This window comes from Hyphomicrobium sp. (assembly GCF_036262015.1).
Classification (GTDB): domain Bacteria; phylum Pseudomonadota; class Alphaproteobacteria; order Rhizobiales; family Hyphomicrobiaceae; genus Hyphomicrobium_C.
Genome location: NZ_DATAJR010000009.1, coordinates 508,519 through 521,413 on the forward strand (window position 1 = coordinate 508,519; position 12,895 = coordinate 521,413).

Consider the following 12,895-nt stretch of genomic DNA (forward strand, 5'->3'; position numbering starts at 1 on the left):
CGTCAGAACGTCCGCCGTGTATCCACCCCGAGCTGCTGTTTCACTCCGTCCACGTCGCCGAGCACCCATAGGCGGGTGATCTGCCGACCGTCCGTCTCGAAGAATGCTGCGCCGGCCCAGGCAATCGAACGGCCCGTTGCAGAGACGCCAAAGAACTCGCCTTGATGCCGGCCCCCAACCGTCATGCGGGCCGCGGCTTTCTGGCCATCGACAAGCAGCTCGTCGATGGTGCACGTGTATTCGCCGAGCGAGGCACGGAAGCTGAAGCGCGGGTGCAGGATCTCGCGCGCGACCTGCTCGTCAGTGCGATTCCAAACAACGTCGTAGAAGCGCCTGACCAAATCTCCCGCATTCGTTGTGCCCCCGGCTTGCTGCATCATTCGGCCGCTGTCCGGTTGTCGGCTGCCGTCTCTGCAGCCCGCTCGTTTGCCTTGAAGTGCAACGGCCCGCCGCGGAATGGAGCAAAGCCGGTTCCAAAAATGACGCCGGCGTCGACGAGGTCGGCGCTTTCGACGACATTTTCAGCGAGCGCCCTCTCGGATTCCTGGATGATAGGCTCGACGAGCTCTCGTCCGAGGCGTTCGAGCTCGGCCGGTGCGAAGGTCTTCTCGCCTTTCTCCGCCTTGCCGTCCTTCCAGACGTAGAAGCCTTCGCCGGTCTTCTTGCCTAGCTTCTTTGCATCCACGAGACGCTGCAGCATGGAGCCTTCGGGCGAGAGGCCGAGAATGCGCCCCACGTGTGCGCAGACGTCGAGGCCCACGGTGTCGGCCAGCTCTATGGGACCCATGGGCATGCCGAACGTGCGCGCGGCTTCGTCGATCTTCTCCTTCTCCTCGCCCTTCTCGAGGCGAGCCATGGCGGCCATCATGTAGGGCGCAAGGATGCGGTTGACCAGGAAGCCCGGCACGCTCTTCGCAATGAGCGGGAACTTGCCGATGGCCGTGATGAACGTCGCGCCTTTCTTGACCTCTTCTTCGCGGCTCTGTGCACCGCGCACCACTTCGACAAGCGGCATCAGGGCGACAGGATTGAAGAAGTGGATGCCAATCAGGCGGCCCGGATCTTTCAGCGGGGCAGCGATGGCTTCGATCTCGAGCGACGACGTGTTTGTCGCCAGTACGGCGCCGGGCTTGATCTTGCCCTCGAGCTCGGAAAACAACTTCTGCTTGATGTCGAGACGTTCGACGATGGCTTCGATGATGACGTCGGCGCGGGGAATGCCGGCGCCCGTGGGATCGGCGACGAGACGCGCCTTGGCGGCGGCCTTCTCGGCTTTGGTCTTGAACTTGCGCGAGAAGAGCTTCGACTGCGCTTTGATCCCCTTCTCAATCACCTCGGGCGACAAATCCTGCAATGTCACTTCCATCCCGGAGGCAACGCACCAGCCGGCGATGTCAGCGCCCATGGTTCCCGCGCCGATGACGTGCACGCGCATCGGGCGCCAGGTCTGATCCTTCGGTGCCTGCGCCTTCAGCAGCTCGGACAATTTGAAGACGCGGCGCAGGTTGCGCGATTGGTCTGAAATCAGCAGCGGCGCGAAATAGCGGGTTTCGGCTGCCTTCAGCGCTTCGATATCGCCGCCATGCAGCTCGAATAGATCGATCAGGCGGAATGGCGCGGGATAGTGCGCTTCACGCGCCTTCTTGCTGGTCTCGTCGCGCATCTTCTTTGCAAGAAGACCGCGCGCCGGCCAATGCGTGAGCAGCGATTTCGTCAACCCCGCGGGCTTCGACTTGCGCTTCTTCAGTACGGCCTTGCGCGCAGCCCAGCGCAGGGCGCCGCGGCTTGCGACCAGCTCGTCGATCAGGCCCATGGCGCGCGCCTTCGTTGCGCTGATCATACTGCCGGTGAGCATCGCCTGCATGGCGGCAATGGGGCCGGCCTGACGGATTGAGCGCGCTGTGCCGTGCCAGCCTGGGAAGATGCCGAGCTTCACTTCCGGGAAGCCAACGCGCGTTGAGGGATCGCGCGTGGCGATGCGATAGTGGCAGGCGAGGACCAGCTCGAAGCCGCCGCCGACGCAGACGCCGTGAATGCCGGCGACAACAGGAATTGAAAGTCGCTCGATCCGATCGAATAGGGCGAGCACGAGGCGCAGGCGATCGATCACCTGTGCTTCCGTTTCGAAGCCCTCGAACTCGTTGATGTCGGCCCCGACAATGAAGCCCTTCTCCTTGCCGGAGAGGATCACGAGACCGCACATTGTGCGGCGGCGCGCACCTTCCTCGGCCCAGTCGACAATCGCCGACAGCTCTTCAATCGGACGCGTGCCGAGTGCGTTGGCGCTCTGTCCTTCGCGATCGAAGACAGCCCAGCCGATACCCTCCTGATCGACGGAGAACCGCCAATCGCGGAACGCAAGCGTTCCAGCCGGCGGAGCCAGGGGTTCCTCACTGTCATGAGCCATTGGTCGCTTCTCCCATCACGATTGGTCCGCGCCTGCGACGACGCCCCGGGAGTTGTGCCCGAGGTTCGGCGCGACTTTTCTATAGTTGGGCATCAGCTCCTCAGGAGCGAAATGATCCACGGCGATGACGCGCGCGGTCAGGGCTTCCGCTTCCTTGAGAAGGAGCGCCTCGCTTTCGGTAATCGTACCGGCATCTGCGGCTGCCGCAATCCAGTCGATCCCGTGATACCGGCGCACGATACCGGATCGGATCGCGCGCTCGAGCTTCTTCTCGGCCTCCTCGGCAGCGACGACCTTGGCGAGCGTCACTTCGAGCAGGCCGGTGGCATCGTCCGGATCGTCGGAAACATAGATATCGCGCGTCAAGCGGTCCCGTACCTCGCCCGGTGTGATCGCCAAACGCACGATCTTGCTGCCGAGTTCGTCGGAAGCTGGATAATAGTGGCGTCCGAAGGGGAAAACGAGAACGCGCAGAAGAATGCGTGCTGCCGGATTGGGGAAGTTCTCGATGGTGCCGCGCATGGCTACCTCGAAGCGGTTGAGCCCGTTCGCGGCGGCAAATGCAACGATGGCGCGATCTGCTTCGGGGCGCCCGTCATCTTCGAAGCGCTTCAGCACGCACGACACGAGGTAGATTTCAGACAACGCGTCGGCCAGGCGACCGGTGAGCTTCTGCTTCACCTTGAGGCCGCCGCCCAGCGTCGCGACGGTGAAGTCGGCGACGAGCGCGAAGTTGCGTGAGGCGCGCGAGAGCTGGCGATAGATGGGCTCGAGGCCCTGAACGCGCTCCGGCGCCTCAGCGAAGAGACCGAGCGTAAGGTTATGGAAGAAAGCGCCCGCGACGTTCGAAATCGAGAACGCGATGTGGCCGCAGAAGGCGTCGTCGAATGCCTCCAGCCCGCGCTTGCTGTCGGGATCCTGGACCGCCTGCACTTCCTTGTAGAGATACGGATGCGAGCGCAACGCGCCCTGCGCGAACGTGATCAGCGTGCGCGTCAGGATGTTCGCGCCCTCGACGGTGATGCCGACGGGCACGAGCTGATAGGCGGCCTGGAGATAGTTCGACGGGCCGTCGCAGATGGCGCGGCCGCCGTGAATGTCGAACGCATCATTGACCGCGCTGCGCAGGCGTTCGGTCGTCTGGTACTTCATGAGTGCCGAGATGACGGACGGGCGCTCGCCACGTGACACCATCGAGGCGGTCACGGCGCGCGCTGCCTCGTTCACGTAGGCTGTCTCGACGAGGCGCGCCAACGGCTCCTCGACGCCCTCCATACGTGCAACGGGGAGACCGAACTGGCGGCGGATGCGGCCGTAGGCGGTCGAGACGCGCAGCATTGCCTTTGCGCCTGCCGTCGCGGAGGACGGCAGCGAGATTGCGCGGCCAGCAGCCAGGCATTCCATCAGCATACGCCAACCCTGCCCGACCATTTTCTCGCCACCGATCACCCAGTCGATCGGAATGAAGACGTCCGTGCCCCAATTGGGCCCGTTCGGGAATGCAGCACCCGAAGGCAGATGACGGCGGCCGATGTTGACGCCGGGATGGTTGGCGGGGATGAGCGCGACAGTGATGCCGATGTCTTCCTTGTCGCCCAGGATCTTGTCCGGATCGAACAGGCGGAACGCGAGGCCCACGAGCGTCGCTTCGGGGCCTAGTGTGATGTAGCGCTTATCCCAGGAGAGCCGAATGCCGACGACCTCGCGGCCGTCGTGCTCGCCCTTCGTGACGTAGCCGATATCTCGCATGGTGGCTGCGTCGGACCCGGACGTCGGACCGGTCAGCGAAAAGCAGGGAACTTCGAGCCCTTTTGCGAGGCGCGGCAGATAATGGTGCTTCTGCTCGTCGGTGCCGTACTTCTCGATGAGCTCTCCGGGGCCAAGCGAGTTCGGCACCATCACGATGGTAACGACGTCGGGGGAGCGGGAGGCGATCTTACCCAGGATCAGAGACTGTGCTTGCGCCGAGAAGCCGAGACCGCCGTGCTCCTTCGAGATGAGCATACCGAGGAACCCGTGCGCCTTCACGAAATCCCAGATCTCCTTCGGCATGCGCCGCTCGGAATGGCGGATCTGCCAATGGTCGATCATGCGGCAGAGTTCGTCCGTGGGCCCGTCGAGGAACGCGCGCTCCTCGGGCGTCAGTACGATCGGCGGAATGGCGCGCAGCTTGGTCCAATCGGGGGTGCCCGAGAAAATTTCGGCGTCGAAGCCGACGGTGCCGGCGTCCAGCGCTTGCTGCTCGGTGTCGGAGACTTTCGGCAGGATGCCGCGCACCATCCTGAACGCGGGCTGCACGACGGCGCGACGACGAACTTCCGCAATCGACAGCGACCCCAGCGCAGCGAGCGCAAGCCAAGTCAAAAATCCGAAGAAGCCGATGTGGGGCCAATGGGCATGCCCGTGGAAGAACCCACACTGCCAGGCCAACGTGACGACACCCAAACCAACGGCCCACTGCCAGGGGGAAGCGCGCCACATGCCGAGCGCCAGGGAAACAGCGACCAGTGCGATCAGAAGCAGGAACAACGCCATCGATGGCTCCGCTTTCAGGTCCTTGGACTGCTCCGCGCCTACGGAGAGCCCACCCGATACAAGGGGACCGGCCTGCTTCGTGTTGCAGAGACTGCCGACCCAGGCTTAAGTTTCCGAAGGCGGACTACACACTACCTATAAAGCCCGCCCCAACAGCGGCATGGTAAGCCAAGAGTATAAAGTGTTTCTCTCTTTGCGCGCTTCCAGCGTCCGTGTGCGGTGGAAATCTCGCGCTACTCTGTCGAAAATAAGTTGTATAGCCGGGATGTTAGGCCGATAGCCGGATGGGCTCAACCGCGCTGCCCGTGAGGCAGCTTACCTGTGGCGGAAGCCGATTTTGCGAAGATGTCGTCCGTCAGCGTGCGATACCACGCGAGGCTTTCCTCATAGTTCTCCCTGCGGAGAGCCGCAGCTTCATGAGGCTGCGAGACAAAGCTGTTTTTGGGTACCAGGGCGTGCTTCCCCTTCGCGTCCCCGGGCGAATAGTCGGCGCCAATCTTGACGCTGTCGTCGGGCGCCAGCATCGACCAACAGGTGTTCCGATAAGCGGCCTGCGGGCGCTCGGCACCCGTGAGATCGGCGAGAATATTGCCCGCAACGACGCGGGCCTGGCTATTCGCCGAGAACGCGGACTTCGGCATTTCGGCCGCGATCGTCGCGTCGCCAACCACGTATACGTTGTCGATCTTCGCGGACTGGAAGTTTTCCGGCTTGATCGGGCACCAGTCCCCTTCCGCCAAACCGCTCCCGAGCGCGATTGCGCCTGCCGTCTGATCGGGAATGATGTTCGCGACCGCTGCCTTGAACGTCTCGCCTGACTTGGTGACCACCTCGCCCGTCTTCGGATCGACGCGCACGACGCTCATATCGTCGATGTCGTTGGTAAGACGAAGCTCGATGACGTCCTTGTAGTACTTCGCGAACGCCTCCTCGAACACAGGCTGCTTCGAGAAGGACATCTTGGGATCCAGAATGATGAGCTTACTCTTTGGCTTTTCCCGCTTGAGGTAGTTGGCGATGAGACAGGCGCGCTCGTAGGGTCCGGGCGGACAGCGGTAAGGGTTGCGAGGTGCCGCGATGACGACGAGGCCGCCGTTCGCCATGTCGTCAAGACGCTCGCGCAGGAGACGCGACTGGCGGCCGCCCGACCAGGCGTGCGGCATCTGATAGGCGGCGTCTTCGCTGTAGCCCTCGATCGAGCTGAACTTGAACCCGATACCGGGCGCCACCACCAGGCGATCATAGGGAACATTCGGCGCATTCTCGACGCGGACCTCACGCTTCGCTGCGTCGATGGCGCTCGCCCGCTCGTGGATGACTGTGATACCAAGCGCGAGAAGGCCGTCATATGTGTTGGTGATGCGGCTGAACGGTAAGAAGCCGCCAATGAAGTGGTTCGAGTAGAAACAAGACGAATATATGCGCTGCGGCTCGATGAGGGTGACCGAAAGGTCCGGAACGGCTCGTTTCAGCGAAACGGCGACTGTAGCGCCCGCGGGGCCTCCGCCGATGACCACAACACGCCCGCGCGCCGCGGATCTCGCATAACGCGGGCCCATCATCAGTCCCACTGAGACGGAGGCGAGGCCCGCGGTCAGCTGTCTACGGTCGATATCGTGCATTGTGACCTCGCTCAAAGGCCCGGGAAGAACCCGGCAGCCGCAAGGATGGGACGCAACTCTTCGTAGAAATAGTCCGCTCCGGGGTAGCCGGTGATCCGGCCTAGTTCTTCTCCGGATCGCATGACCACAAATGTCGGCGTGTAGACGATCGGGGCCAGTCCCTTGACCTCGGGATCTTCGCGGCGAACGCGCTTCAGCGGCGCGAACCGGCCCTCAGAGGTCTTGCGATACCCTCCGCCTATCTCCGCGTCCCATTGACGGCAGAACCGGCAGCCGGGCTCCTCAACCATGATCAGGCGGATGCCGGACGAAGACCGCACCTCGTCTCGCGACGCTGCGACTGCGCCTAGCCCAGTCAACAGCAACGCGGCCAGAAAAGCCGCGTGCCCCCACCCCAATCGCAGCAACTTAAGCTGCATATTTTGGCCACATAGTTTGCACCCTCTTTGCGGCATATGCTAGCAGTCCCTAGGATTGTCGAGAAGCACTATGGCCATGCCGGCTGTCTATTCCTATCTAGGAGTGGACGGGGCTTCGCCGCCTCAGAGGCTTCCTGTTGAAATGAATGCGAGATCGATCGTGACCTCCCGCGGCCCCCTATTCAGACGGCTGGTGGACCGGCGCACGATTCTTGCCTCTTTCGGTTTTGCGGGAGCCGCTGCGACGGGGCTGTTAGCAAAGCATGAGGCCCGCGCCGAGACTGCCCTCGACAAAGCTGCTCCCGCATCCGCGGCAGCTCCCGCTTCTCATGCTCCCACGGCTCAGTTCGAAGAGATCTTCGGGAAGATCGTCGGCAACGGAACGCCGATCGAAGGCCGCATGGTGCTTGAACTCCCGGAGGATGCCGAAAACGGCAGTATCGTTCCGTATAAGATCAGTATCGAAAGCCCGATGACCGAGGAGGACCACATCGCGCGGGTCCATCTACTTTCGACTCAGAATCCGCAGGCTTCCGTCGCGACGTTTCATTTCACGCCACTGTCCGGGAAGGCGGCTGTGTCCGGGCGCATGCGGCTGGCCAAAACGCAGGACGTGGTCGCGGTGGCATTGACCTCCAGCAACTCGCTGCTCATCGCGCGGACGAAGGTCAGCGTCGGTATCGGCGGCTGCGGAACGGAGTAAGGTTCAGATGGCCCCATCCAAGCCCCGCCTCAAATTCCCCGAGCAGGCTCAAGCCGGCGAGGTCATCGAAATCAAGGCGTTGATTACACACGTCATGGAGACGGGTAATCGCAAAGATTCGGAGGGTCACCCGATCCCCCGCAACATCATCCATACCTTTACTGCCCACTACGACGGTGCATTGGTGTTCAAAGCCGACTTGGGCTCTGGCATTTCGGCCAATCCTTACCTGTCCTTCTTTTTGAAGGTGCCGGGTCCTGGCGAGCTTATGGTGACGTGGGCCGATGACGAGGGCGGCGAAACGATCGAACGCTATCCCCTCAACGTCGTGTGATCTTCCCCAACGCGTCCTGGAACCTCTTTCGTCGGGGACTGCCCCGGCTCCTAACCCCTTGAAGGTGGCTCTCGCCCGGGGTACGCCGGAGCTGAAGGATCACACCGGAAGGTACTCATGGCCGAAGAACCCGTCGTCGCACAAACAAGCCCCTACCAAGTCGACCTCGTCGAAGGGCAAACCTATTGGTATTGCCGGTGCGGACGTTCGAAGTCTCAGCCGTTCTGCGACGGATCCCATGAAGGCACGGGACTCGAGCCCCTTGAGTTCGTGGCGCCCTCGACGGCAACGTTCAACCTTTGTGGCTGCAAGGCCACCGACGACGAGCCGTGGTGCGACGGCACCCACAACATGATCTGAGGCTCTCCGCAGCCCCTTACTCCGTGAAACCGGAGCTTCCGGCCCCTTGGACTCCCTCGGGCGCCAAAGTTTGCTCTTTTACTGCCCAAATCCACAGCAGGCTGGGCACATAGCGGCGATCATCCGGGGGCTGATGCGAAAAATCAGTTCCCTTCGCCGCCTTCCCCGCTCTAAACACCAAAGAGACGAGTGCCACCAATCGGGGGAACGGCGGCTACATGGATTATTTTGTCCAGCAGCTCATCAACGGGCTCACGCTCGGCTCGATCTACGGACTCATCGCCATCGGCTACACGATGGTCTACGGCATCATCGGCATGGTCAACTTCGCCCACGGCGACGTGTTCATGCTCGCGGCGTTCATCGCCCTCATCTTGTTCTTGATGCTGACACAGGTTCTCGGCATCGGATCGCTGGGGCTCGCGCTGATCATCGTGCTCGTGCTCGGCATGGCGCTGACCAGCCTCTGGGGATGGGCGATCGAGCGCCTCGCCTACCGGCCGCTCCGAGGATCGTTCCGGCTGGCCCCCATGATCTCCGCGATCGGCATGTCGATCTTCCTCTCGAATTTCGTCCAGCTCGTTCAAGGGCCGCGCAACAAGACGCTGGAACCTATCCTGACGAACGTACTCGTGATTCCGGTTGGTCACGGCTCGGTGACGCTGGCAGAGAAGCAACTTCTGATCATGGTCGTCACAGCGGCGCTGTTGGGCGTGCTCTGGTACGTCGTGCGCTACACCTCTTTGGGTCGCGCACAGCGTGCGTGCGAGCAGGATCGTAAAATGGCGGCGTTGCTCGGCGTCGATGTCGATCGCACGATTTCGCTGACGTTCATCATGGGAGCCGCGCTGGCTTCGGTCGCTGGCTTACTTTGGATGAGCTACTACGGGGTCATCAGCTTTTCGGACGGCTTCGTGCCCGGCGTGAAGGCGTTCACCGCCGCGGTGCTCGGCGGCATCGGCTCGCTTCCGGGCGCCGTGCTCGGAGGCCTGCTGATCGGTCTCATCGAGACGTTCTGGTCCGCCTACTTCTCGATCGACTACAAAGATGTCGCCGCCTTCTCGATCCTGGCTATCGTTCTCATCTTCCTTCCCTCGGGACTGCTGGGGCGGCCCGACGTCGAGAAGGTCTAAACGTCATGGGGATTACGGCAGAGGCAATCAAGAAGGCGCTTCTCGCCGCGCTTGTAACGTTGGGCTTGGCGTTTCCGATCGTCGCGCTCCAGACTGACGTCAATCTCTCCAATCAGCTCGTTTTGATCGGACGCTGGGGGCTCACGTTCGCGCTCGCCGGTATCGCATTCGTCGGAGTGCTTCTGTTCACGCTGGTGCGGCCGGCTGTAATCGCGCGCCGCGCGCCGTCCACGGCGGCGAAAGCCGTCAGCACTGCGCCACCCCATCCGTTTTTTCGTTTTCTGCCACGCATCGGCCTCGCGTTTCTCCTTACGTATCCTCTCCTTGCGCTCGGCATTTCATTGGCTGGGGGCCCCGGGCTTCTGAAGCTGGTCGACACGTACGGCATCCAGATCCTGATCTACGTGCTGCTCGGATTGGGGCTCAACATCATTCTTGGGCTCGCCGGCCTGCTCGATCTCGGCTATGTGGCCTTCTATGCCGTCGGCGCGTACTCCTCCGCACTGCTCACGACCACCTTCGGACTGTCGTTCTGGATCGTGTTGCCGCTTGGAGGAATTCTCGCGGCCTTGTGGGGCGTGATGATCAGCTTGCCGGTGTTGCGGCTCAAGGGGGACTACATCGCGATCGTGACCCTCGCATTCGCCGAGATCGTGCGGCTGGTCCTGGTCAATTGGGTCCCGGTGACGGGCGGATACGCGGGCGTTTCGAATATCCCGAAGCCCACTCTGTTCGGGTTGTCACTCGGGCCAGAGCCGGGATCTCTGACGTCTCTGCTGGGCATTCCCTACTCGCCGTTCTACCGGCTCGCGTTCATGTACTATCTCGTGCTCGCGCTCGCGCTCGCGGCCTATCTCGTGACGCTGCGCCTTCGGACCTTGCCCGTCGGACGTGCGTGGGAGGCGATGCGTGAAGACGAGATCGCCTGCCGCTCGCTCGGCATCAACACGACAGCAACCAAAGTCTCGGCCTTCGCGGCCGGTGCCTTCTTCGGCGGCATCGCGGGCGCCTTCTTCGCGGCTCACTACGGTTTCATCAGTCCGAAATCGTTCGAGTTCATGGAAAGCGCGATGATCGTTGCCATTGTCGTACTGGGCGGCCTCGGAAGCACCATCGGCGTCGTGATCGCGGCGACGCTCATGGTCGGGGGCACGGAACTCTTGCGCGAGCTCGGCGTGCTCAAAGCCGTATTCGGCAGCGGTTTCGATCCGGCGCAGTACCGAATGCTTCTCTTCGGTCTCGCGATGGTCGTTCTCATGCTTCTCAGACCCAAAGGTCTCATTTCCACTCGCGAGCCGACGGTGCGGCTCAAGCCACAACCGACGCGCGGCGCGCCCGCCGTCTCGGCAGCGGAGTGACCGGTCGCATGCGCTGGCACGACGAGCCCTTACTCACTGTCGATCACCTCTCGATGCGCTTCGGCGGGCTGGTGGCCGTGAACGATCTTTCGTTCACCGTGGGGCGTGGCGATATCACGGCGCTGATTGGTCCCAACGGCGCGGGGAAAACGACAGTCTTCAATTGCATTACAGGCTTTTACAAACCGACCAGCGGACGGATGGCACTCGCCCATGGCGGGAAGATGCCTGCGGAGAGCGTCGATGCGTTGACGCGTACTGACCTCCGCCGCACGCATGGCGCAAGCCCGGAGCTCTTCCTTCTGGAGCGCACGCCGGATCATGCGATCGCGTCGGAAGCCCGCGTGGCGCGCACGTTCCAGAACATTCGCCTGTTCCCCGGCATGACCGTGCTCGAGAACCTCATCGTGGCTCAGCACAAAACCCTGATGGCGGCATCGGACTACAGCCTCGGCGGACTTCTCGGCTTCGCGAAGTATCGCGCCGCCGAAAAGAAGGCCATCGATCTCGCACGTGCCTGGCTGGAAGTCGTAGGCTTGATCGACCGCGCCGACGATCCGGCGGGCGATCTCCCCTATGGCGCACAGCGGCGTCTCGAAATCGCGCGAGCCATGTGCACCAACCCCGTGCTGCTCTGCCTCGACGAACCTGCGGCAGGCCTCAACCACCGCGAAAGTGCGGAGCTGACCCGGCTTCTGCGGGGCATCCGTGCGCAGACCGGCGTCTCGATCCTGCTTATCGAGCACGATATGTCGGTCGTCATGGACATTTCCGACCACGTGGTCGTCATCGAGTATGGCGTCAAAATTGCGGACGGCACGGCCGAGGGCGTGAAGAACGATCCCAAGGTCATCGCCGCCTATCTCGGCGTGGACGACAGCGAGGTGCGTACGAACACCGGGAGCATGGCTCCATGAATACGCTCCTCTCCATCGAAGGCGTTTCGGCGTTCTACGGTAACATCCAGGCGCTCAAGGGTGTGTCGCTCGAAGTTCATCGCGGCGAGATCGTCACGCTCATCGGAGCGAACGGCGCGGGCAAGTCCACGCTGATGATGACTGTGTTCGGCAACCCGCGTGCGCGCGAAGGGCGCATCCTCTTTGAGGGGCAGCCGATCACGAACCTCTCCACGCACGCTATCGCACGGCTCAGGATCGCCCAGTCTCCCGAAGGTCGGCGCATCTTTCAGCGCATGACGGTGCTCGAGAACCTGCAGATGGGTGCGACCGTCGACGGGGGGCAAAACTTCGAGGAAGATCTGGAGCGCGTCACGCGGCTTTTTCCGCGTCTCAAGGAACGCCTCACGCAACGCGGCGGCACGCTTTCCGGCGGAGAGCAACAGATGCTCGCGATTGCCCGCGCGCTCATGAGCCGTCCAAAGCTTCTCATGCTCGACGAACCTTCGCTCGGTCTCGCACCGCTCATCGTCAAGCAGATCTTCGCGACGCTCGCCGAGCTCAACGCGCAGGGCATGACCATCTTCCTTGTCGAGCAGAACGCGTTTCATGCGCTCAAGCTCGCGCATCGCGCCTACGTGATGGTCAACGGGGCGATCACCATGAGCGGTCCCGGGCGGGAGCTGTTGGCGCGTCCCGAGATCCAGCAGGCCTACCTCGAAGGCGGCCGACACTAGCGAGAGACACGATGCTCGAAGATTTTTTGACCTCTCTCGGATATGCACCAGACGCCGCGAATGCGAGCTTTTCGTTCGTGCTGCTCACCCTGCTGATCGGGGGTGGGGCTGCCTGGCGGACAGGGCAGGCGCTCTCCGAAAGCTGGGGGCCTCTGTGGCCCGTCATCGGGTACACGGCCCTGCTCGCCGCCGCGATCCGCTTCCTCCACTACTCCCTTTTCGGCGGGGCCCTGCTCTCGTTCCCGAGCTATCTCATCGACTTCGCTGTCCTGGCTGTCATCGCACTCGTCGCGCACCGCGTGAGACGGGCGCGACAGATGGCCGAGCAGTACAAATGGCTGTTCGAGCGTGCTGGTCCGTTCTCGTGGCGGGACCGGCGCCCTTAGAGCGT

The 12,895-nt window shown here is 62.6% G+C and carries 13 protein-coding genes; 8 read left to right on the forward strand and 5 right to left on the reverse strand.

The features are described 5' to 3' along the window. Positions 1-2: 2 nt before the first annotated feature. The 5 genes from VHO05_RS17955 to VHO05_RS17975 all read right to left on the reverse strand — a co-directional run bounded on the left by VHO05_RS17955 (position 3) and on the right by VHO05_RS17975 (position 6,983). Complete coding sequence (locus VHO05_RS17955; RefSeq protein WP_329647982.1) at positions 3-380, reverse strand: ester cyclase; 378 nt, start codon at positions 378-380, stop codon at positions 3-5. Further along, positions 377-2,407, reverse strand: coding sequence for a 3-hydroxyacyl-CoA dehydrogenase NAD-binding domain-containing protein (locus VHO05_RS17960; RefSeq protein WP_329647983.1), 2,031 nt, complete (start codon positions 2,405-2,407; stop codon positions 377-379). The genes VHO05_RS17955 and VHO05_RS17960 overlap by 4 nt, the downstream gene beginning before the upstream one ends. 15 nt (positions 2,408-2,422) lie before the next feature. Then, a complete protein-coding gene (locus VHO05_RS17965) occupies positions 2,423-4,942 on the reverse strand; it encodes an acyl-CoA dehydrogenase (RefSeq protein WP_329647984.1) in 2,520 nt (839 codons plus the stop codon). A gap of 290 nt (positions 4,943-5,232) precedes the next feature. Beyond that, on the reverse strand, positions 5,233-6,564 hold the full coding sequence (locus VHO05_RS17970; protein ID WP_329647985.1) for an NAD(P)/FAD-dependent oxidoreductase: 1,332 nt from the start codon (positions 6,562-6,564) through the stop codon (positions 5,233-5,235). An 11-nt stretch (positions 6,565-6,575) separates the two neighbouring features. Then, the gene (locus VHO05_RS17975) at positions 6,576-6,983 is read right to left on the reverse strand and encodes a hypothetical protein (protein ID WP_329647986.1); all 408 of its coding nucleotides are present in this window, start codon (positions 6,981-6,983) and stop codon (positions 6,576-6,578) included. 160 nt (positions 6,984-7,143) lie between these two features. Here VHO05_RS17975 and VHO05_RS17980 point away from each other — a divergent pair, with 160 nt between their 5' ends. The 8 genes from VHO05_RS17980 (at position 7,144) to VHO05_RS18015 (ending at position 12,890) form a co-directional block, all read left to right on the forward strand. Further along, positions 7,144-7,686 carry a thiosulfate oxidation carrier protein SoxY gene (locus tag VHO05_RS17980; protein ID WP_329647987.1) on the forward strand — a complete coding sequence of 181 codons (543 nt, stop codon included), beginning with the start codon at positions 7,144-7,146 and terminating at the stop codon, positions 7,684-7,686. A 7-nt stretch (positions 7,687-7,693) separates the two neighbouring features. After that, on the forward strand, positions 7,694-8,020 hold the full coding sequence (gene soxZ / locus VHO05_RS17985; protein ID WP_329647988.1) for a thiosulfate oxidation carrier complex protein SoxZ: 327 nt from the start codon (positions 7,694-7,696) through the stop codon (positions 8,018-8,020). A 117-nt stretch (positions 8,021-8,137) separates the two neighbouring features. Next, the gene (locus tag VHO05_RS17990; protein WP_329647989.1) at positions 8,138-8,380 is read left to right on the forward strand and encodes a CDGSH iron-sulfur domain-containing protein; all 243 of its coding nucleotides are present in this window, start codon (positions 8,138-8,140) and stop codon (positions 8,378-8,380) included. A 218-nt stretch (positions 8,381-8,598) separates the two neighbouring features. Further along, positions 8,599-9,513 carry a branched-chain amino acid ABC transporter permease gene (locus VHO05_RS17995; RefSeq protein WP_329647990.1) on the forward strand — a complete coding sequence of 305 codons (915 nt, stop codon included), beginning with the start codon at positions 8,599-8,601 and terminating at the stop codon, positions 9,511-9,513. A 5-nt stretch (positions 9,514-9,518) separates the two neighbouring features. After that, positions 9,519-10,871: a high-affinity branched-chain amino acid ABC transporter permease LivM gene (gene livM / locus VHO05_RS18000; RefSeq protein WP_329647991.1), complete on the forward strand. Its 1,353-nt coding sequence runs from the start codon at positions 9,519-9,521 to the stop codon at positions 10,869-10,871. Positions 10,872-10,879: 8 nt separating this feature from the next. Beyond that, complete coding sequence (locus VHO05_RS18005; protein ID WP_329647992.1) at positions 10,880-11,788, forward strand: ABC transporter ATP-binding protein; 909 nt, start codon at positions 10,880-10,882, stop codon at positions 11,786-11,788. Next, positions 11,785-12,504 (forward strand): ABC transporter ATP-binding protein, encoded by a 720-nt coding sequence (locus VHO05_RS18010; protein WP_329647993.1) that lies wholly within the window; start codon positions 11,785-11,787, stop codon positions 12,502-12,504. Before VHO05_RS18005 ends, VHO05_RS18010 begins: the two co-directional genes overlap by 4 nt. A gap of 11 nt (positions 12,505-12,515) precedes the next feature. Next, positions 12,516-12,890, forward strand: a complete 375-nt coding sequence (locus tag VHO05_RS18015) for a DUF6867 family protein (protein WP_329647994.1) — start codon at positions 12,516-12,518, stop codon at positions 12,888-12,890. Positions 12,891-12,895 lie beyond the last annotated feature (5 nt).

Excerpts from the sequence above, each read along its gene's own strand:
- livM (WP_329647991.1), top strand. The coding sequence starts at position 9,519 with ATGGGGATTACGGCAGAGGCAATCAAGAAGGCGCTTCTCGCCGCGCTT.
- VHO05_RS17995 (WP_329647990.1), top strand. The coding sequence starts at position 8,599 with ATGGATTATTTTGTCCAGCAGCTCATCAACGGGCTCACGCTCGGCTCG.
- VHO05_RS17955 (WP_329647982.1), bottom strand. The coding sequence starts at position 380 with ATGATGCAGCAAGCCGGGGGCACAACGAATGCGGGAGATTTGGTCAGG.
- VHO05_RS18015 (WP_329647994.1), top strand. The coding sequence starts at position 12,516 with ATGCTCGAAGATTTTTTGACCTCTCTCGGATATGCACCAGACGCCGCG.
- VHO05_RS17990 (WP_329647989.1), top strand. The coding sequence starts at position 8,138 with ATGGCCGAAGAACCCGTCGTCGCACAAACAAGCCCCTACCAAGTCGAC.
- VHO05_RS17970 (WP_329647985.1), bottom strand. The coding sequence starts at position 6,564 with ATGCACGATATCGACCGTAGACAGCTGACCGCGGGCCTCGCCTCCGTC.
- soxZ (WP_329647988.1), top strand. The coding sequence starts at position 7,694 with ATGGCCCCATCCAAGCCCCGCCTCAAATTCCCCGAGCAGGCTCAAGCC.
- VHO05_RS17965 (WP_329647984.1), bottom strand. The coding sequence starts at position 4,942 with ATGGCGTTGTTCCTGCTTCTGATCGCACTGGTCGCTGTTTCCCTGGCG.
- VHO05_RS18010 (WP_329647993.1), top strand. The coding sequence starts at position 11,785 with ATGAATACGCTCCTCTCCATCGAAGGCGTTTCGGCGTTCTACGGTAAC.
- VHO05_RS17960 (WP_329647983.1), bottom strand. The coding sequence starts at position 2,407 with ATGGCTCATGACAGTGAGGAACCCCTGGCTCCGCCGGCTGGAACGCTT.
- VHO05_RS18005 (WP_329647992.1), top strand. The coding sequence starts at position 10,880 with ATGCGCTGGCACGACGAGCCCTTACTCACTGTCGATCACCTCTCGATG.
- VHO05_RS17975 (WP_329647986.1), bottom strand. The coding sequence starts at position 6,983 with ATGCAGCTTAAGTTGCTGCGATTGGGGTGGGGGCACGCGGCTTTTCTG.